Annotated in this window: 21 protein-coding genes and 1 other annotated feature; of the genes, 14 read left to right on the top strand and 7 right to left on the bottom strand. The window is 42.9% G+C overall.

Features of this window, described 5'->3' with window-relative positions; genetic code table 11:
- Positions 1-153: 153 nt before the first annotated feature.
- From IGI84_RS12955 to IGI84_RS12945, 3 genes are read left to right on the top strand one after another with little or no spacing between them, the layout of a single operon-like run.
- Positions 154-837 carry a metal-dependent hydrolase gene (locus tag IGI84_RS12955; RefSeq protein WP_005233945.1) on the top strand — a complete coding sequence of 228 codons (684 nt, stop codon included), beginning with the start codon at positions 154-156 and terminating at the stop codon, positions 835-837.
- Positions 838-874: 37 nt separating this feature from the next.
- Entirely contained in the window at positions 875-2206 is a 1332-nt protein-coding gene (locus tag IGI84_RS12950; protein WP_220426444.1) for a DRTGG domain-containing protein, read from the top strand.
- A gap of 54 nt (positions 2207-2260) precedes the next feature.
- The gene (locus tag IGI84_RS12945; protein WP_140965311.1) at positions 2261-3214 is read left to right on the top strand and encodes a DHH family phosphoesterase; all 954 of its coding nucleotides are present in this window, start codon (positions 2261-2263) and stop codon (positions 3212-3214) included.
- A gap of 141 nt (positions 3215-3355) precedes the next feature.
- Here IGI84_RS12945 and dapD read toward each other — a convergent pair whose 3' ends face one another.
- The 3 genes from dapD to dapA are packed head-to-tail and all read right to left on the bottom strand — an operon-like array spanning position 3356 to position 5732.
- The gene (gene dapD, locus IGI84_RS12940) at positions 3356-4069 is read right to left on the bottom strand and encodes a 2,3,4,5-tetrahydropyridine-2,6-dicarboxylate N-acetyltransferase (protein ID WP_005233952.1); all 714 of its coding nucleotides are present in this window, start codon (positions 4067-4069) and stop codon (positions 3356-3358) included.
- Positions 4070-4081: 12 nt separating this feature from the next.
- Positions 4082-4837, bottom strand: a complete 756-nt coding sequence (gene dapB / locus IGI84_RS12935; RefSeq protein WP_220426443.1) for a 4-hydroxy-tetrahydrodipicolinate reductase — start codon at positions 4835-4837, stop codon at positions 4082-4084.
- Between the two features lie 13 nt (positions 4838-4850).
- Complete coding sequence (gene dapA, locus IGI84_RS12930) at positions 4851-5732, bottom strand: 4-hydroxy-tetrahydrodipicolinate synthase (protein ID WP_008380503.1); 882 nt, start codon at positions 5730-5732, stop codon at positions 4851-4853.
- A gap of 222 nt (positions 5733-5954) precedes the next feature.
- Between dapA and IGI84_RS12925 the strand changes: the two genes are divergently transcribed.
- The 8 genes from IGI84_RS12925 to IGI84_RS12890 all read left to right on the top strand — a co-directional run bounded on the left by IGI84_RS12925 (position 5955) and on the right by IGI84_RS12890 (position 13546).
- A complete protein-coding gene (locus tag IGI84_RS12925) occupies positions 5955-7124 on the top strand; it encodes a M20 family metallopeptidase (RefSeq protein WP_220426442.1) in 1170 nt (389 codons plus the stop codon).
- A 4-nt stretch (positions 7125-7128) separates the two neighbouring features.
- Positions 7129-8445: a diaminopimelate decarboxylase gene (gene lysA / locus IGI84_RS12920; RefSeq protein WP_010749977.1), complete on the top strand. Its 1317-nt coding sequence runs from the start codon at positions 7129-7131 to the stop codon at positions 8443-8445.
- 23 nt (positions 8446-8468) lie between these two features.
- The gene (dapF, locus tag IGI84_RS12915; RefSeq protein ID WP_220426441.1) at positions 8469-9302 is read left to right on the top strand and encodes a diaminopimelate epimerase; all 834 of its coding nucleotides are present in this window, start codon (positions 8469-8471) and stop codon (positions 9300-9302) included.
- Positions 9303-9395: 93 nt separating this feature from the next.
- Positions 9396-9630, top strand: a binding site (T-box leader).
- A 50-nt stretch (positions 9631-9680) separates the two neighbouring features.
- Entirely contained in the window at positions 9681-10538 is an 858-nt protein-coding gene (locus IGI84_RS12910) for a MetQ/NlpA family ABC transporter substrate-binding protein (protein ID WP_142425063.1), read from the top strand.
- 14 nt (positions 10539-10552) lie between these two features.
- Complete coding sequence (locus IGI84_RS12905) at positions 10553-11578, top strand: methionine ABC transporter ATP-binding protein (protein WP_016621699.1); 1026 nt, start codon at positions 10553-10555, stop codon at positions 11576-11578.
- A complete protein-coding gene (locus IGI84_RS12900) occupies positions 11571-12230 on the top strand; it encodes a methionine ABC transporter permease (protein WP_081117871.1) in 660 nt (219 codons plus the stop codon). The genes IGI84_RS12905 and IGI84_RS12900 overlap by 8 nt, the downstream gene beginning before the upstream one ends.
- A 181-nt stretch (positions 12231-12411) precedes the next feature.
- A complete protein-coding gene (locus IGI84_RS12895) occupies positions 12412-12744 on the top strand; it encodes a zinc ribbon domain-containing protein YjdM (protein ID WP_005228268.1) in 333 nt (110 codons plus the stop codon).
- Positions 12745-12838: 94 nt separating this feature from the next.
- Complete coding sequence (locus tag IGI84_RS12890) at positions 12839-13546, top strand: zinc metallopeptidase (protein WP_016612795.1); 708 nt, start codon at positions 12839-12841, stop codon at positions 13544-13546.
- Positions 13547-13602: 56 nt separating this feature from the next.
- On the opposite strand, the gene IGI84_RS12885 is transcribed toward IGI84_RS12890, so the two are convergent.
- From IGI84_RS12885 to IGI84_RS12870, 4 genes are all read right to left on the bottom strand, one after another.
- Complete coding sequence (locus tag IGI84_RS12885) at positions 13603-14292, bottom strand: hypothetical protein (protein ID WP_220426440.1); 690 nt, start codon at positions 14290-14292, stop codon at positions 13603-13605.
- Positions 14282-14767, bottom strand: a complete 486-nt coding sequence (locus IGI84_RS12880; protein WP_096741670.1) for an RNA polymerase sigma factor — start codon at positions 14765-14767, stop codon at positions 14282-14284. Before IGI84_RS12880 ends, IGI84_RS12885 begins: the two co-directional genes overlap by 11 nt.
- Before the next feature lie 299 nt (positions 14768-15066).
- Positions 15067-15759: an HAD family hydrolase gene (locus tag IGI84_RS12875; protein WP_081117874.1), complete on the bottom strand. Its 693-nt coding sequence runs from the start codon at positions 15757-15759 to the stop codon at positions 15067-15069.
- 2 nt (positions 15760-15761) lie between these two features.
- Positions 15762-16547 carry a DeoR/GlpR family DNA-binding transcription regulator gene (locus tag IGI84_RS12870; protein ID WP_016621693.1) on the bottom strand — a complete coding sequence of 262 codons (786 nt, stop codon included), beginning with the start codon at positions 16545-16547 and terminating at the stop codon, positions 15762-15764.
- A 236-nt stretch (positions 16548-16783) separates the two neighbouring features.
- On the opposite strand from IGI84_RS12870, the gene lacG reads away from it, so the two are divergent.
- From lacG to IGI84_RS12855, 3 genes are read left to right on the top strand one after another with little or no spacing between them, the layout of a single operon-like run.
- Entirely contained in the window at positions 16784-18184 is a 1401-nt protein-coding gene (gene lacG / locus IGI84_RS12865; protein ID WP_142425066.1) for a 6-phospho-beta-galactosidase, read from the top strand.
- A gap of 24 nt (positions 18185-18208) precedes the next feature.
- On the top strand, positions 18209-18526 hold the full coding sequence (locus IGI84_RS12860; RefSeq protein WP_010749967.1) for a PTS lactose/cellobiose transporter subunit IIA: 318 nt from the start codon (positions 18209-18211) through the stop codon (positions 18524-18526).
- Between the two features lie 12 nt (positions 18527-18538).
- Positions 18539-20212 carry a PTS lactose transporter subunit IIBC gene (locus tag IGI84_RS12855; RefSeq protein WP_220426439.1) on the top strand — a complete coding sequence of 558 codons (1674 nt, stop codon included), beginning with the start codon at positions 18539-18541 and terminating at the stop codon, positions 20210-20212.
- The last annotated feature ends 7 nt before the right edge of the window (positions 20213-20219 follow it).

Below are 20219 nucleotides of genomic sequence, written 5' to 3'. Positions count from 1 at the left end.
GGGTAGAACAGTTTTTTTCATTTTTCTTGACAAGAACCAGAAAAAGGACGGATGTATTAAAGTTGCCAGAATTTGTGCTTTTGGATTTCTGGCGTTATCTGTTATAATGAAAAATATTAGACTGTATTACTTAGATGGAAAGGGGAATGTTGTATGAAACTCACGTATCACGGACACTCAGTGCTTGCTATCCAATTAGCGGATGGCCAAAAATTGTTGTTTGACCCTTTTATTACTGGAAATGCTCTGACTGATTTGGATGCAGAGACAGTGGAAACCGATTGGCTTTTGATCACGCATGGTCATAGTGATCATATTGGGGATATGGTGCCGATCGCCAAAAGAAACGAAGCGCCAGTGATCAGTGTCGTTGAAATTTGCCGCTATGCAGCCCGCAAAGGCGTTGCTGAGACGCATGGCATGAATATGGGAGGCTCTTTTGAGTTTCCGTTTGGCAAAATCTCAATGGTGGAAGCAAAACACAGCTCTGGTCTTGAAGAAGACGGCACGATGATCTATATGGGCAATCCAGTGGGGATCATTTTAGAAGCAGAAGGCAAAACCATCTACCACGCTGGCGATACTGCCCTCTTTAGCGATATGGCGATGATCGGTGAACGTTTCGACATCGATGTGGCGTTTTTACCGATCGGGGATAATTTTACGATGGGCGTTCAAGATGCTGCAACAGCAGCAGCGCTTTTAAATGCGAGCAAAGTAGTACCGATCCATTACAATACGTTTCCAATGATCAAGCAAGATCCGCAAACCTTCGTGAATTTATTGCCGGCAGGTGTGGGCCAGATCCTTGCAGTCGGTGAGACATTAGAAGTTTAAGCAACAGGAAGATTCGTAGTAGGAATAGGGGATAATTATGGCGACAAAACACGATTTGATTTTAGCGCATATCGAGAATCTGCCTGTAGGCGATCGCATCTCGGTGCGGGGAATCGCAAAAGACTTGAATGTCAGTGAAGGAACAGCCTATCGGGCGATCAAAGATGCGGAAAATATCGGCTTGGTTTCAACGATCCAACGTGTGGGAACCATCCGTATCGAACGAAAACTAAAGAAACACATTGAAAAACTAACTTTCGGCGAAGTCGTCCAAATCATTGAAGGCGATGTTTTGGGCGGCGCAGCCGGTTTAGACAAAGACTTGAACAAATTTGTTATCGGCGCCATGAAGGAATCGGCAATGGAACGCTATATCACGCCTGGTTCTTTAGTGATCGTCGGAAACCGTAACGAAGTCCACAAGTTGGCACTGGAAGATGGCGCAGCCGTCTTGATCACGGGGGGCTTTGAAACCTCAGAGGAAATCTGTCGCTTAGCAGACGAATTGGAGCTGCCGATTTTACAAACGACCTATGACACCTTTACCGTGGCAACGATGATCAACCGTGCCTTGAGCGACCAGCTGATCAAAAAGGACATCATGCTGGTGAGTGACATTTATATGCCATTGGAAAAAACCAAGTATCTGCACACCTTTGATACGGTCAAGGATTACAAACTGCTTTCGGAGTCTACCAACCACTCCCGCTATCCAGTCGTCAACAAGAATATGCGGGTCGTTGGGATCATCACAGCCAAAGATGTCTTAGAAAAGCCTGACACGCAGATCATCGAACGAATCATGACCCGGGAACCACGGGTCGTAAAAAAAGAGATGAGTGTGGCCTCTGCCAGCCATCAGATGATTTGGGATGGCTTAGAAGTGATGCCCGTCGTAGCAGATGACCTTTCTTTGATTGGGATCGTCACACGCCAAGATATCATGAAAGCGATGCAGATGGTCCAACGACAAACGCAAATTTCAGATACGATTTCTGACCAAATCTCGGGACAGATGCAAGTCATCGAACAAGATTTTGAAGGGAACAAATTGGCGCAGCCGCATTTCAGTTTTGCGGTGACGCCCCAAATGGTCAATGAAGTCGGAACGATCTCTTTTGGTGTCTTGAGTGAAGTGATCGCTAATACGGCAAAACGTACCATGCAGTTGAATCAACGGCGCAATAGTTGGATCGAACAAGTCAATCTGCATTACTTCCGTTTGATCCAATTAGAAAGCGAGATCATCATTCAACCGAAGATTCTAGAACTGGGGCGACGTTCGGCGAAAATCGATATTGAAGTATCGATCGAAAATTCCTTAGTGGCAAAAGCGATCGTGGTATGCCAAGTAATGGAACGCCCATAAATCATCGAAAACGGCACTTATGGAAAAATTTTAGAGAGAAAGTTGAGACCATTCATGAAGGTACAAGAAGAAATACTTGCAACAATCAAAGCATTCGACCGAATCATTATCCATCGGCACCAACGCCCTGATCCAGATGCATTAGGATCACAAGTGGGCTTGGCAGAAATTTTACGAGCTAGTTTTCCGAAAAAAGAAATCTATCAAGTCGGCGGACCTGTTGAAGGATTGGATTACTTGGCGCTGATGCAGACGATCCCTGATGATTTGTATAAAGGGGCACTAGTGATCGTTACAGATACGGCCAATGCACCACGGGTCAGTGACCAACGCTATGATCAAGGGGCGAAATTGATCAAAATCGATCATCACCCTAATGATGAACCTTACGGAGAGCTGGTCTGGGTCAATACGAAAGCCAGCAGCTGTAGTGAGATGATCGTTTCGTTTTGGCAAATGTTTCAAAACGAGCTGACGATGACCCAAGAAGCGGCTCGTCTACTGTATGCGGGCATTGTTGGTGATACTGGACGGTTTTTATATCCGGCAACGACAGCGACAACCCTGCGCTTAGCGGCTGAACTATTGGATTACGGCTTTGATGCAGCGAAGATCAATCGGCAATTGGATCAAGTCTCTCGCAGTGTTGCCCGCCTTTCAGGGTATGTCTACGAAAACATCGAAATCGATGAGATTGGTGCTGGCAAAGTGATCCTATCACAAGAATTGCAGCAGCGTTTTGGCGTAGTGGATTCGGAAACCTCAGCAGTCGTTTCCTTACCAGGGAAAATCGATGAGGTGCTGGCTTGGGCGATCTTTGTCGAACAACCAGAAGGCTATTACCGAGTGCGGATGCGTTCGAAAGGTCCAGTGATCAATGAGATCGCCAAACGTCATCATGGCGGCGGACATCCCCTTGCCAGTGGAGCAAACGCAAAAGACCTTGAAGAAGTTGCCGTGATCTATCAAGAGATCCAAGCAGCGATCAAAGAGTTTCAAGCAGAATAAACACTTTTACAAGAACATTTGCCAATAAAAAAAGGGCGTGCCAAAAGCTTTCGGTACGCCTTTTTTTAGACAAAACGCAGCGCAGGCTCATCACTGAACCGGCACTGCGTTTTTTTGCTTATTTTTGAGAAAAAGCGCGGCTTAGCCCCGTAGATCGTCTAAAAATTCGGTTTTGCTTTTCGTTTTCTCGTCTTTCATTTTGATGACTTTGGCTGGTGAGCCCGCAACGACTGCTCCAGCAGGGACATCTTCAGTCACCACAGAACCGGCAGCAACGACTGCACCTTCGCCAACACGGACACCTTCAAGGACGACGGCATTTGCACCGATCAAAACATTGTCTTCTATGATGACTGGGCTTGCTGAAGGTGGCTCAAGAACGCCAGCCAAGACAGCACCAGCGCCAATATGGGCTTTTTTCCCAACGGTTGCCCGGGCACCTAAAATCGCACCCATGTCGATCATGGTTTCTTCACCAACGACGGCACCAATGTTGATCACGGCCCCCATCATGATAACAGCATTTTTTTCAATGATGGCTTGGTCACGGATAAAGGCACCTGGTTCGATACGGGCGTCGACTTTCGTCAAGTCTAACAAAGGGATCGCTGAGTTGCGGCGATCATTTTCCAGATAGTGATCGGTGATTTTGTCTTGGTGCGCGGTTAAAAACTCAGCTACTTTTTGACTGTCACCAACCACGAAATAGAAGGTGCCGTTACCAAACAATTGGATGCCATCTGCTTGGACGTCGCCAAGATCTCCATTGATATAGACTTTTACAGGTGTTTGTTTATTTGCTTCTTTGATATATTTTGCTAATTGATAAGGATCGGAAAATTGTAATTCTGTCATGAGAGACCACCTTTACTTGTCGATTAGATTTTGCATGGAATAAAAACCGGCTGGTTGATCGGCTAAAAATTCCGCTGCTTTTAGCGCACCATTGGCGAAGATTTCGCGGGAGAGCGCAGTGTGTTTTAATTCAATGATTTCATCCTGCCCAGCATAGATGACAATGTGTTCCCCAGGGATCGTTCCGCCGCGAACGGCATGGATGCCCATCTGCTTGCGGTCATTTACTAGATCACTGCCTTCACGCCCGTAGAGATATTCTTTTTTTGTTTCACAGCTGTCATTGATACTATCTGCCAACAGCAAAGCTGTACCGCTTGGCGCATCGAGTTTTTGATTATGATGCTTTTCGATGATCTCAATGTCAAAGTCAGCTTCTAATGCGGGGGTGATATTTTGTAGTGCTTTGATCAGCACATTGATCCCCAACGACATATTGGCAGAATAGAAAACCGGAATCACTTTAGCAGCTAACGGCAGCATCATCTGCGTGTCTTCCGTCAAACCAGTTGTAGCAACCACGATTGGCAGCTGCTGTTCGACACAATAGTTCAACAAGGCAGGGACATTGCTATAATGAGAAAAATCAATCACCAAATCGATCGGCTGCGTGATTTTTTCTGGACGATCATAGATTGGAAAAGGACCATCTAATTGCTCGGTACGATCCAAGCCGGCGGCCACTTCTAACTGAGGGTGCTTTGCGATCAGGCTTTGCAACACTTTGCCCATGCGACCGTTTGCACCGCTTAATAAAATCTGTTTCACCAAAAACTCCTCCTTACAGCAATCCGTAATTGGTCATTTCTTCTTCTAAATGAACGAGGGTCGCATCTTCTGGGACACCCAAAGGCAAACGATAATGCAATTCGCATTTGCCTAGCAAGGAGACCGCTGCTTTGATCGGCACAGGATTTACTTCACTGAAAATCGCATCGATCAACGGTTTTTGTCGCAATTGCTCTTTGATGGCTGCTTTTACATCACCATTTAAGAAATCAGCAACGAGTTGTGCCGTTTGTTTCGGAGCGATATTGCCGATCGTTGAAATCACGCCAGAGCCACCTAAAGCTAGAATTGGGGTTACTTGATCGTCATTTCCTGAGTAGATCGCAAAGTCATCATCCGCAAGACGAGCGATTTCTGCGATTTGCGAAATGTCGCCGCTGGCTTCTTTGATGCCTTTGATATTAGGGATTTTTTTCAGTTCTGCCACAGCTTCAGGTGTTAAATTTAAGCCGGTTCTTGAGCTGACGGAGTATAAGATCACTGGCAGCTCAACGCTTTGACAGATTGCTTCATAGTGAGCGACTAAACTTTTCTTGGTCGCTTTGTTGTAGTAGGGTGTTACAACCAATAATGCGTCAGCACCAACGCGCTGTGCTTCTTTTGAAAGATGGATCCCATGTTGGGTGTTGTTGGAGCCTGTTCCGCCGATGACGGGGATTCGACCAGCAACTTGTTTTACCACCGCTTCGATCACCGCGATATGTTCTTCATCGTCTAACGTGGATGCTTCACCGGTCGTACCACATGCAATGATTGCATTCGTTCCTTGCTGCACATGCCACTCCGCTAACTCCTTCAGCTTATCGAAATCCACCGAACCATCTTGAAGCATAGGGGTGATCAACGCAACGCCAGAACCTTTGAATATTGTCAAACTACGACACATCCTTTCAACCAATTTATTTTTCGTAACTCTACGTATAAGTGTACCAAAACGAGGGGTAAATTTTTCAATAAAAATCGAAACATTTCGACAATTTATACTATAGATTATTCGAATTATATACTATAATATTAAACAATATCAATGAAAAACTGAATATTCGTTGGTTTTTATGGATATTTTTAAAAGGAATGAATAGAAAGGTGTTTTAACATGCAAGTATCGCAAGCAGTCAAAAAATTAACCGAAGACGTGGTTCGTTTTCGTCGTGAATTACATACAATCCCTGAATTAGGGTTAACTGAGTTCAAAACAAAGGAATACTTGCTGCGTCAGTTGCAATCCTTTGGAATCAAAGAAATCTATCCAGTGATTGAAACCGGCTTGATTGCGGTCTTTCGCAGCGATCGTCCAGGAAAGACGCTGGCCTTTCGAACGGATATCGATGCACTGCCGATCAAAGAAGAGACAGGTGTTTCCTTTGTTTCCAAACATGAAGGGAAAATGCATGCCTGCGGTCATGACGGCCATATGGCAACGATGCTAGGGTTTGCTAAATATTTAGCAACACATCCTGAAGTGATTCGTGGAACGATCGTTTTGATTTTCCAACCAGCCGAGGAAAGCCCCGGTGGCGCTCAATTGATGATCGATGAAGGCATCTTACGAGATTTTGGCGTGGAAAAAATCGTGGGGCTGCATGTCTTCCCAGACTTTCCCGAAGGAGTCATTGCGAGTCGGAAAGGTCCGATGATGGCCCGTAACGGCGAGATCAATCTAACGATCAACGGCACGAGTGCCCATGGTGCCCAGCCTCATCAAGGACATGATGCCATTTTAGCCGCGGCTGCGATCATTCAAGGATTGCATTCGATCATTTCACGCAATATCAGCCCGCTTTCTGCTGGGGTCATCACTTTTGGGAAGATCCATGGGGGAGATGCGGAAAATATCATTCCCGGCAAGGTCGTTTTAAAAGGAACGATGCGGGCGTTTGAAGATGAAGTCTATGAAACGATGACGCGCAGAATCACCACCGTCGCACAAGAAATCGCCAAAGGATATGATTGCACGGCGGATGTCGAATTCGAGCACCTTTATCGTGTCGTGGACAATGATCCTGAGATGGTGGAAGTATTGGAAAAAGTGGTTGGGGAGAGCTACCGAGAAACACCGCCATATATGTTGGCAGAGGATTTTTCGATATACCAAAAGGAAATCCCCGGCGTCTTTTTCTTTGTCGGTACCCGAAATGAAGAAAAAGGTTATGTCCACCCTTTACACAGCAGCAAAATGAATTTTGACGAAAAAAATCTATTGCAAGGCATCGAATGCTACGTTCGTTTGATCGAGGCGTTGAACGAGCCGACAGACAAGGAGTAAAGCGATGGCAAAAGAAATCAAGAACAATCACTTATACATTGACGGTTGCGATACCGTTGAGCTGGCAAAAACCTTTGGAACTCCCCTTTACGTGTATTCCGTTTCGGAGATTCGCGAAGAATGCCAAAAGATTCAGGCGCAGTTTTTGACGCGCTACAGCAAGACACGGGCAGCCTATGCCGCTAAAGCTTTCTGTACCACAGCGATGCTGCAAGTGATCAAGTCAGAAGGACTTTCATTAGACGTGGTTAGCGGTGGGGAACTGTATACAGCGATCCAAGCTGATTTTCCAGCAGAACACATCGAGTTTAACGGCAATAACAAATCCATTGAAGAATTAGCAGCCGCCCTTGATTATGGCGTGGGACGGATCATCGTTGATGGCATTCAAGAAGTCGGCTTGATCCGCGCGTTATGTCAAGAAAAGCAAGTCGTTGCTAAAATTTTGTTGCGCATCACACCCGAGGTTTCGGTCAGCACCCATCAATTTATCTCGACCGGACAAAAAGATTCAAAATTCGGGATTCCTTTAGATGAAGAAATCTTATTTCCGTTAGTGGAAGAAGTGATTCAAGCACCTGAATTGGATTTCTATGGCCTGCATTTTCATGTCGGCAGTCAATTGTCGGACAATCGCTCACATCTAGCGGCAGTTGATGCGGCTTTGGCCCTTGTCCAAACTATTCATGAACGTTTTGATTATTGGATCAAAGAACTAAATGTTGGCGGCGGCTTTGGCGTTCGATACACAGATGCAGATATTCGCCAACCCTACAGCTACTTTTTAGATCCTGTGATGGAAAAAATCGACGCCTTTTATGCGCAGCACCAGAGCGAACGTCCGACCATCGTTATTGAACCCGGTCGCAGTATCGTCGCAGAAGCAGGCATTAGTTTGCACACCATCGGCAGTATCAAGACATTGCCGGGAATCAGAACATACGCCAGCATTGACGGTGGCATGACAGACAATATTCGTCCTGGTCTTTATCAAGCAACTTATACTGGTATCTTAGCCAACCGCGCTTCCGAAGCTGCGACACAAAAGATCACCATTTCTGGCAAAGCTTGTGAGAGTACGGACATCTTAGTAAAAGATCTTGCATTACCGCCCGTTGAAACTGGGGATCTGTTTGCTACGTTCGCAACAGGAGCTTATGGCTATTCGATGGCCAGCAGCTACAATAATTTACAGATTCCTGCAGTCGTCTTTGTGGAAAACGGCCAAGCGGAATTAGCCGTTAAACGCCAGTCCTACGAGCAAATGCTGCAAAATGAAGTGGTTCCTTCGTTTCTAAAAGAGGGAGCTTCCAGCAAGTAAAATTTTGAAAAGCAGGTGACAACATGACGATTCCTTATACAAAAATGCAAGGTGCAGGAAATGATTTTATCGTAATCGATAACCGCACATTGAAATTCTCCCATGAACAACTGTCGCAATTTGCTGCTCAGGTTTGCCATCGGAAATTTTCTGTTGGCGCGGATGCAGTCATGGCAGTGGATTTTCGCACAGGAACCGCTGATTTTCGGATGCGGTTTTACAATGCTGATGGGACCGAAGCAGAAATGTGCGGCAACGGCGCTCGCTGTATTGCCCGTTATGCCTTTGAGAAGGGAATTGCTGGCGAGCAGATGACCATCGAAACAGTTGCTGGCGATGTCCCCGCATGGCGCTTGTCGGCAAAACACTACAAAGTAACCTTGAATCCACCCACCGTGACTACATTTGATCAAGCGTACCCGAATCCAATGGTTTCTTTCGTGGACTATGTGGAATTGGGTGATCCAGGAATCCCTCATGCGGTGGTTCACTATCCTGGTCTGGCAGAAACTGAGTTGGAACAGCTGGCTGAACTTGCCAAAGAGATACGCTATTGGGAGGTTTTCCCCAAAGGGGCGAATGTCAATTTCTATGAAGAAGATGACAAGGGTGATCTGATCGTTCGCACGTATGAACGAGGGGTGGAAGGTTTTACCTATGCGTGCGGCACAGGTTCTGGTGCCACTGCGTATGTCGTGACCAAACGTCACCAGCAAGCGGCAGCGAATGTCTTGCTGCACGTGTTAGGTGGCGAGTTAACGGTAGAAGTTGATGTTGATCAGGGCGCATTAGAATTGATCGGCGATGCGGTTATGGTCTCTGAAGGCTTGATTCTAGATGAGAATTTGGCTCTGTAAACACTGTGAAAATTATTGCAAAAAGATGATATTTTCGTGAAAAAAAGAATTGACATTCATTTGAGGCTATCGTATAGTTAAACACAAATTAAAAAACACGCGATGATAAGAAGAGTAAGTCAGTTTCGATTGGATCAGAGAGCTCGGATTGGTGAGAAAGAGCACAGCCGTTTGACTGAAGATGGCCTTGGAGCGTTTGGACGTGAGCAAAAGCAAGCGTGCAGCGGGATTGCCCGATACAGCAAAGCAGTTAATAAACTGATAAGGTTGGCTGGTTCAGCCAATAAATTAAAGGTGGTACCACGAACAAGGTTGTTTCGTCCTTTCTCTATGATGGAGAAAGGACGTTTTTTTATTATAAAAAGGGGGAACAAAGAAATGAAACAGTTGAAAAAGGGAATCGTTGGATTAGTTGCTGCTGCTGTCTTAATTACATTGGCAGCTTGTGGCAATACTAGCAGCACAGAGGATACGCAGTCTGGTGAAAACAGTGTAAATGCAGTGGAAGAAAAAGTGGTTGGAGTGGCGCCGGGACCATACGGGGACATGGTGACGGAGGTGATCTCGCCATTAATGGAAGAAAAAGGGTATCAACTCACGACCAAAGTGTTTAATGATTATATTCAGCCGAACAATGCCTTGGCGAATGGCCAAATCGATGCCAATTTGTTTCAACATACGGCCTATCTAGAAAAATTTTCGGCAGATAACCAGTTATCCCTTACGGCATTACAAAAAGTGCCAACACTGGGAATGGGCATCTATTCGAAGCAACTGTCCAGCTTGGATGAGTTAGCAGACGGGGCGACTGTTTCGATTGCCAATGATGCCTCAAATTTAGCTCGGACCTTGCAACTGTTAGCTGCCAATGAGTTGATCACCATCGCAGACAATATCGACGAAACGAAAGCAACAGTGAATGACATCGAAGAAAATCCGAAGAATCTGACATTTAAAGAATTAGACGCAGCTCAATTGGCTCGTTCGTTAGATACCGTCGATTTAGCTTTAGTACCAGGAAACTTCGCTTGGGCGGCTTCTCTTGATCCTGCAGATGCTTTGGCGTTGGAGTCATTGAAAGAAGAATATAAAAATGTCTTTGTGGTGTCCTCCGAAGAAGAAGACAGTGATTTTGCTAAGGCAGTTACGGAAGTATTAGAAAGTGACGCATTTAAAGAAGCGATTGCCGAATCACCGTTCAGCAACTTTGATCAACCGAAATTTTGGACTGAGTAAGAAGGGCATATCTTATGGCAAAAATAGAAGTAAAACAAGTATCAGTGACATTCACTCATAAAAAACAAATCAAAAAAGCAGTGGATTCCGTTGATTTTTCCGTTCAAGCTGGAGAAGTATACGGGATCGTCGGATTGAGCGGGGCTGGGAAAAGTACCTTGGTTCGTACGTTGAATCTACTGCAGGTACCATCTAGCGGTCAAATTCTGATTGATGGTCAAGACATCACGCAAGCCAAAGGGAAACACTTGCGTGAAGTACGACAAAAAATCGGGATGATCTTTCAGCATTTCAATCTGATCCATAATCGAACCATCAAGGAAAATTTAGCCTTTGCTTTGCGTGCTGGGCATTATCCGCAAGAAAAGCAAGAAGCGAGGATTAAGGAACTGTTGGAAATGGTGGATCTGCCTCACAAAATTCACGAGTATCCGAATAATTTGTCTGGGGGAGAAAAGCAACGGATCGGCATTGCACGAGCGATTGCCAATGAACCTGAGATTTTGTTATGTGACGAAGCTACCAGTGCGTTAGATGTTGAAACGACTGAAGAAATTTTGAAATTATTGATTCGAATCAAGGAACAGACAGGCATCACCATCGTCTTTATCACCCATGAATTGGATGTTGCCCGCAAGTTTTTTGATCGGGTGGCAGTGATGGAGAAGGGTCGCATCGTTGAAGAACAAACGACCTACGGCTTGTTCAGTCAGCCTAAACAGCCTATGACGAAAAAACTGGTAGGTCGTTACTTGGATCTGACGCTTCCCGAGGAGATTCTAGCATCCTTCACGGAAGGCGACTTGCTGGAATTGCGCTATCAAGGGGAGTATACGTTAGAACCACTGATTTCGACTGTAGCCAAAGCCTATGATGTGTCGATCAATATTATCCACGGAAAAATTGAGTATATCAAAAAAGATGTGATCGGTATTTTGTATATCTATTTGACTGGCCCCGCCGAAGAAGCAGCAAAAGCCCGAGCACACCTAGCTGCGAACGTCTTTTCTCTAAGAAAGATAGGTGAAGAAAATGGCTGATACGCTTGAGATTTTAAAAACAAACCTGCCCCAAGCACTATGGGAAACATTCTTCATGGTGGGAACTTCAGCAATTATAGGAGTAGTTTTCGGCTTATTGATTGGATTAGTCCTGTTTTTAGTCGGCAGTAAACTTTTTCATAAAAATGTTTTCTTGCATCATCTGGCCGATTTTGTCGTCAATGCAATCCGTTCGCTACCATTTTTGATCTTATTGATTACGCTGATTCCGTTATCAGCGATGCTGATCGGTGATCCTTATACCCCGGCCGGCGGAGCGATTGCTTTATCGATTGCCGCGATTCCTTTTTACGCCCGAATCGCTGAATCCGCATTTGCCGAAATCGACTATGGCGTCCTTGAAGCTAGTGTCGCTTCCGGAGCATCGACGGGGCAAATTATTCGCGAAGTGATTTTACCAGAAAGCTTGCCAGCCTTGATTCGCGGATTTGTGCTAACTTTGATCAGTCTTTTAGGCTACTCAGCGATGGTGGGAACAATTGGTGCAGGCGGCATTGGCGATTTAGCAATTCAGTATGGTTATTATCGCTATGAAACGGCGATTTTGATTGTGGTGATTCTCTTGTTGATCCTTTTGGTACAACTCATCCAGTGGATCGGCGATGCTTGTGCAAATTATTTCTCGAAATAAAAATGAATTCTGTGTAGTTCCTTTTCGGATACACGTGAATTATCGCTTCTGTTATTACTCTACAGAAGCGATTTTTTTGCTTATCGGTCACTGATTTTTGGTTGCGCCACTAGTGGTTTTTCGGTATGCTGATGGTGAGTTGTTTTTTACAGCGAAAATTATATTTTAAAGGAGCAACATTATGACTCAAATTCCTAACTGTCCAAATTGCCAATCTGAATACGCTTATGAAGATCGCGGGCTGTTTGTTTGTCCTGAATGCGGAAACGAATGGCAAGAGCAACAAGCGGCGGAAGAAGCACCCGTATACAAAGATGCCAATGGCAATATTTTAGTAGATGGTGATACAGTGACAGTCATCAAAGACTTGAAAGTCAAAGGCGCATCTGGCGCCATCAAACAAGGAACGAAAGTGAAAAACATCAAATTAGTCGAAGGCGACCACAACATTGATTGCAAGATCGATGGCTTCGGCGCGATGAAACTAAAATCAGAATTTGTAAAAAAAGGTTAAAAACAAAATCTTCCAGTCATCTTCATAATTTTTTCACCACTTTAATGGTAAAATAAGGTCAAAGATTAAAAGGGGGAATTTTATCGTGTATGGTATGGGCGGATACGGGTTCGGCTTTTTTTATGACCCGACTTTCATTCTCGTAATTATCGGTATGGTGATATCGCTAGCAGCGTCAGCGTACGTCAAAAGTACCTTTAACAAATATGACAAAGTCAGAAGTAAAAATAATATTACCGGCACAAAAGCGGCGCAGTACATCTTGCAGAGCCAAGGAATCAATAATGTTGGTGTGCAAGCGATCGCTGGTGATTTGACGGATAATTACAATTCTGGCAACAAAATGCTGAGTTTATCACAATCCACCGCACAATCAACTTCGGTAGCAGCAATCGGTGTTGCAGCCCATGAGTGTGGTCACGCAGTCCAAGATGCCAAAGGTTATTTTCCTTTGCGTTTGCGTCATGCGATCGTGCCGATCGCCAATATCGGAACTAGCATCTCGATCCCGTTGATTTTGATCGGGGTACTGTTACGAGGCTCGTTTCTGATCAACTTAGGTTTGTTGGCTTTCTCATTGGCATTTATTTTCCAATTAGTGACCTTGCCAGTCGAGTTCGATGCCTCAAAACGGGCGATCCGTATTTTGGCAGATGGTGGCTTGTTAACAGAAGAGGAAGTGCCTCAAGCGAGAAGAGTGCTCTTTGCCGCAGCGTTGACCTATGTCGCAGCTGCCGTAGCAACCTTATTGCAGCTCTTACGTTTGATTATTTTATTCGGTAATAACAACCGTCGGAATTAATCGACAGTATGACAGAAAAAAGACCAGCTCAGGCATCCTGAACTGGTCTTTTTTCGTTATTCTACTATTAAGTAAATGTAATAGACGTTTTCAACGCTTTTTAAATTTTCTTCGGACAAGTTATTTTCCATCACATCATATAATTTTAGGTCGCCACCTTGTGCAATATAAATCAAAGGAATCTCAACATTTTTTTGGATTTCTAGGGGATCTTCTTCAATGTGGTAGATTGCTCCCCCGGGAAGATCATTGTCTTCTCCAAGAGAAATATACTGAAATGCCGTAAGATCTGTCGTTGTTTCTGATGCTCCGCCATTGGAAGATAAGTTTACGAGCAGCTTTTTTTCCCCTTTAGAAATACCAATTGTTAAATAACCGTTATAATTGCTTTTGGTATCTGTCATTAAGGAAGCAATCAGCTTGTGGGTTGTTTTATCGCCTTTTTGATAGTGATCAAAATAAACCGTCATCGCTCGAGCTTGGGTATTAAATTTTAGCTGTGAGCCAAAATCAAATAATAATCTGGAAAGATCCATTTGATTTTCGACTTGAACTAGATGATTATCTGGAACACCCGCTATTTTTTCTCCTCGAAAAGGACCGTAATTGTAATAGTTTAAATAAAGCCCCCCTGGTAGACCAATCAATACTATCAAAGACAGTACAGCAATAACAATTGTCCTATGTGTGTTTTTTAGCCGAGCTTTTTTCACGATTTTTTTAAATTCTTGATCTTTAATAGTCATGATTCTTTTCCTCCATTCGTTTTTTCAGTTGTTTTCTTCCTCGGTATAATGCTGTTTTGATGCTATCTTCCGGGCGATTCAGTAAAAAGCTTATTTCTTTTAAACTCAAATTTTCTGCGTACTTCATGATCAAAAGGGTGGAGGTAGAAACGGGTAATTCTTGAAGTGTCTCATAAAGATCATCATCAGTTTCTTGCCAGTTGATACCAGAAGCAGTCACTGGCAAATACTGCCTGACGATTTCTCGCCGTCGCTTTGTTTGTTTATACAACGTAAAGTAACCATTGATCCCCACACGAAACAGCCACGGACGAATCGCTTCTGCGGTTAAGACCGAATCGATTTCAAGGATTTTAACAACTGCTTCTTGAGCAATATCTTCGGCATCCTGTTGAGAAGCGCCGAGGGACTGCAGGTAATGAACCAAGTCATTCGTTAACTTCAGTAAATAATGTTCGTAAGCATTCAAACGCATTTTTCTCCCTCCTTAACAATACAACAACTGAAAATAAAAAAAGTGAACATCTTTCAACTGAAAAAATCGAAAAAAATCGATAAAATGTTAAATTAATCGATTGAGTTGTGCTTATTTTCTCAAAGAACAAAAAGAATGACAATGATTGGTTGGAGAAAATCTAGAAATTTTTAGCAGAATGAGTAAGAACTAAACGAAAATGAAAAAAACTGCAGTGAAATGACATGAAGACACGTGTCATTTCACTGCAGTTTTTTATAAAAGGAGATATGCATCTCAGTTGTTTTTAATAGAATCGCTTAAGAATTAACGGATATGACAGATAGGTACTCTGTCCAAAAATCAGTAAAATCTTTGATTGTTCCATCTTTATTTAGCTGTGCCTGTTCAAATACTGCATTATTTTTTCCGAATGGATCAATTGCGATAATTGTTCCAATCCCAGCACGCTTGGCAGCAAGCAAACCTGAATAAGCATCTTCGATAACAAGACAATCAGCAGGAGCTAAGCCCAATTTGCCAGCCGCTTTAAGAAAAATATCCGGTTGCGGTTTTCCAGGAAAAGAGCCATCGTCATAGACGATCTTATCCCAATCAAACCAGCGTGCTAAATCGAAAGTATCAAAATAAAAAGCAACATTCTCTTTAACAGTAGCCGTGGCAATCGTTAATGGAATCTGCTGGTCAGTCAGCTGATCAAGAGTCGCTTCAAGCCCCTTTGTCAATTGGAGATCGTTCTCATTTTGCAAGCAAAGCATACGATAATAGCTTTCTTTTTCTTCTGACAAGACGGCGATCTCAGAGACAGTCAAATGTTCTGAAATGAAATGTTTTAAAATCTCCGTATTCGTTCGACCATGGATATTTTTTAAAATATCCTCATCTGATAAACCATCTTTTGTATGATCATGAATCATGTGCAGCCAAGCAGCTTCATGTAGATGAGAGTCCAAAAACATTGTTCCGTTAAAATCAAAAATAATCCCTTTCATAGTTACACTCCTATAGTGGTATTTTCGGTTGAATCAGCAATTTGCAGATCGACATATTGTGCATAGTGCTCTTGTAGCTCAGGTGATATTTGACGATCCGTAATGAGTAGGTCGAAGTCATGCAAATTATAAAATACATAAAAATCATCACGGTTGAACTTTTTGTTATCAACGAGCAGATATTTCTTACGGGAATTATTTAATGCGATCTGCTGGGCTTCTCCTTCTTCTGTACTATAAGTAGAAATGGCTTCGTTGTGTACCCCGTTTGAACTGATAAATGCTTTTGTAAACTTTAATCTTCTTAAATTGTCGTTAGTAATCGGTCCAACAAATGCACCGGTATTTTTACGAAAATCGCCGCCAATTAGTAAAATTTCCGGTCCATCTGCTTGCGCAAGAATATCAAAAACCGGGTAATTATTAGTAATGATCCGGATTTTCTTGTTCAGTAAATGTGTCGCCAATAGTTCGATTGTTGTACCTGGTCCTAAGAAAATCGTTTCCCCTTCGTGAATCAATGAGGCTGCTGCGGCAGCAATTTCTTTTTTTTCTTGAATCTGTAGAGTGGCTTTTTCGGTGTGAGAAAGTTCTTGATCTAAAGTATAGGAAAGACTTTGAGCCCCTCCATGGATACGTAGCAGCTTGCCCGATTTTTCTAATTCATCTAAATCTCTGCGAACGGTCATATCAGAAACATCTAATTGATTGATGATCTCGTTAACAGTAAGAATTCCTTTTTTATTGACCATTTCTACGATAGTAAACAATCTTTCTTTTTTCAGCATCGTCTTCACCTCTAATTTAAAGATAATCTATCATATAATCGGCTAGCAGTCAATCTAATTCGAACAAAAACAAACATTTTAAACATATTCTATGTTTGTTTCAATAAAAACCATCATTATTTTCCGATTTTTGTGATTATTTATGTTTGTTTTTGTTGACAAATGTTTTGGATGCGATTACAATTCAATCAGTTAGAAAATGCGGAAACTGATTATAGATTTGAGGAGAGATGTACATGCTTAAATTACCAGAAGATTTTATTTTTGGTGGAGCCACAGCAGCCTATCAGGTTGAAGGAGCCACTAAGGAGGGCGGCAAAGGCGCTGTTGCTTGGGATGATTTTTTAGAGGAACAGGGTAGATTCAGTCCTGATCCGGCAAGTGATTTTTATCATCAATATGCAAGGGATATTGAATTGTGTGAACGATTTGGTGTGAATGGGCTAAGATTATCCATTGCATGGAGTCGAATTTTTCCTGATGGTGATGGGGAACCGAACCCAGAAGGAATCGCTTTTTATCATCGTGTGTTCGAAGAATGTGCGAAAAGAAACGTAACGCCGTTTGTGACATTGCATCATTTTGATACCCCTAAACGTTTGTTTGACCAGGGAGATTTTTTGAATCGAGAAACAATAGAAGCATTCGTTTCCTATGCCATTTTTTGTTTTCATGAATTCAAAGAAGTGAAAGTGTGGAGTACCTTTAATGAAATCTATCCTGTTGCGACCAATCAATATTTGTTAGGCGTTTTCCCACCAGGAATCAAATATGATTTTACAAAAATCATCGCCTGTCTTCATAATATGATGGTTGCCCATGCACGTGTTGTGAACTATTTCAAAGAAAACGAACTTCCAGGCGAAATCGGTGTCGTTCACTCATTGGAGACGAAATATGCGGCAACAGATGCTCCAGAAGATAAGCATGCAGCCTTTTTAGACGATGCATTGTCGATCCGCTTCTTATTAGATGCTACTTATTTAGGCTATTATTCAACTGAAACCTTGACTGCTCTTGATGAGATATGTGAAGCAAATCAGGCCAGCTATCATTTTCCTGAAGAAGATTTCGTTGAATTGAAAAAAGCCTCCACGCGTAATGACTATTTAGGGATCAATCACTACCAATGCCATTTTGTCAAAGCTTACGATGGAGAAAACGCGATCCATCATAATGGCACGGGTGAAAAAGGGACCTCTGTTTATAAAGTGAAGGGGATCGGAGAACGCATTTATAAAGAAGGAATTCCTCGAACAGATTGGGACTGGCTGATTTATCCAGAAGGTCTTTATGACTTGTTGTTGCGAATTAAAAGCGATTACCCGCATTACAACAAAATCTATATCACTGAAAACGGCATGGGGTATAAAGACCAGTTTGAAGATGGCATCATTATGGATCAGCCGAGAATCGACTATTTGAGAGTCTATTTGGAATCCTTAAGCAAGGCGATAACAGCTGGGGTAAATGTGAAGGGATATTTTTTGTGGTCGCTTATGGATCTTTTCTCATGGACAAATGGGTATAACAAAAGGTATGGCTTGTTTTATGTTGATTTTGAAACCCAGAAGCGTTACCCGAAAGAGTCAGCATACTGGTACAAATTAGTTAGTGAAACCAAAACGATTATTTAATAAGTAATAATGGAGGAAGAAAAGATGAATAAAGAGGAATTACAAATGCTTGGTTTTGAGATCGTTGCTTATTCAGGGGACGCTCGCAGTACATTATTGAAATTATTGAAAGAAGTAAGACAAGGGAACTTTGAGCATGTTGATTCAGCACTGAAAGAAGCCGACGAAAATTTAACTCTTGCACACAATTCGCAAACGAAAATTTTAGCGGAAGAAGCATCGGGAAAAGAGATGGAGATGGGATTCATTTTTATTCATGGACAGGACCATTTAATGACCACTTTGTTGCTGAGGGATCTGATTCAAGACTTTATTGCACTGTACAAGCAGAATCAAGGATAGGAGAAGAACGCTATGGATGGAATCATTAAACAAATCGAAAAAGGGAAACCGTTTTTTGAAAAAATCTCACGCAATAGTTATCTGGGAGCCGTTCGTGACGGATTTTTAACAGCGATGCCGGCTATTTTATTCTCAAGCATATTCATTTTGATTGCTGCGGTTCCTGAGATTTTTGGTTACCAATGGCCTGAAGCTGTCTCCACTTGGTTGTGGAAAGTCTATAATTATTCGATGGGGGTTGTAGGGTTACTTGTTTCAGCAACCACTGCTCGCTGCTTGGCTGATTCGATGAATCGCCGCTTACCGAAAAACAAAGTGATCAACACGACTTCTGTGATGCTGGCTTCTGTGGTAAGTTTCCTGTTGTTAAGCGTCTCTCCGATCGAAGGCGGATTTTCAACGGAATACATGGGGACAAAGGGGCTATTGGCGTCCTTTGTCGCTGCATTTTTAACAGTTAATTTATATAAGTTTTGTGTGCTGAAAGACATTACCATTAAGATGCCTAAAGAAGTTCCTGGTACGATTTCGCAAACCTTCCGAGATATTTTTCCTTTCTCTTTTTCAGTATTTGCGGCCGTTTTAATTGATTTAGGTATTCGGCAAATTTTCCAAATCTCATTTGCAGAAGCAATCATTACTGTGCTGCAGCCATTATTCACAGCAGCCGACGGTTATTTAGGAATCGCTATCATCTGGGGAGCGATGGCGCTATTTTGGTTTGTCGGTGTTCATGGACCGTCAATCGTGGAACCAGCAATTGCAGCAATTATCTATGCCAATGTGGAAACCAATCTGCAATTGTTCAATTCCGGTGAGCAAGCTTCAAAAGTACTGACAGTCGGTTTAGGAAATTTTGTAGGAACTATGGGAGGAACTGGGGCCACATTGGTCGTTCCTTTTATCTTCCTACTCTTTGCTAAGTCCAAACAATTGAAGGCAGTCGGGAAAGCTTCCTTTATTCCAGTAAGTTTTGCTGTCAATGAACCATTGTTGTTTGCAGCACCCATGATTTTGAATCCTTATTTTTTCATTCCGTTTTTGTTAACACCAGTTGTAAACGTTTGCTTGTTTAAGTTTTTTGTCGATGTGCTAGGCATGAACAGTTTTATGTACGTTTTACCTTGGGCAACTCCGGCACCGATCGGTCTGGTTCTAGGAACGGGCATGGGGGTGTTAGCCTTTGTTTTAGCAGCGGTTCTAATCGTCGTTGACTTCCTGATCTATCTACCATTTTGTAAAGCATACGATGCTGTTTTAGTAGAGCAAGAAGCACAAAAAGCGGAAGTGATCGCAACCGAGGAAGGTGCTTCTGCTGCTATACGTGAGGAAGTACCTGTGGTAGCGAGCCAAATTATCAGCGATACAAATAAAGAAATCAATGTGTTGGTGCTTTGTGCTGGAGCAGGGACAAGTGCGATGTTAGCTAATGCTTTAAAAGAAGGCGCATCTGAATCGAAAGCACCGATCAGTGCAATGGCGGGTGCTTATGGTTCTCATTACGAAATGCTGCAGGATTTTGATATGGTGGTCTTAGCACCGCAAGTCAATTCTTATTATGATGATATCAAAGAAGATACCGATCGCTTAGGAATCAAGCTGGTTGCGACAAAAGGAGCAGAATATATCGGATTAACGAGAGATCCTGAAAAAGCCGTTCAATTTATTCTGAACCAATTTCAATAAAGGAGGA

Origin of the sequence: Enterococcus sp. DIV0008, from assembly GCF_050542615.1 — a bacterium.
GTDB classification, from domain to species: Bacteria; Bacillota; Bacilli; order Lactobacillales; family Enterococcaceae; genus Enterococcus_D; species Enterococcus_D innesii.
The sequence above is the reverse complement of the archived record's forward strand: the minus strand, read 5'-3'. Positions and strand labels throughout refer to the sequence as shown.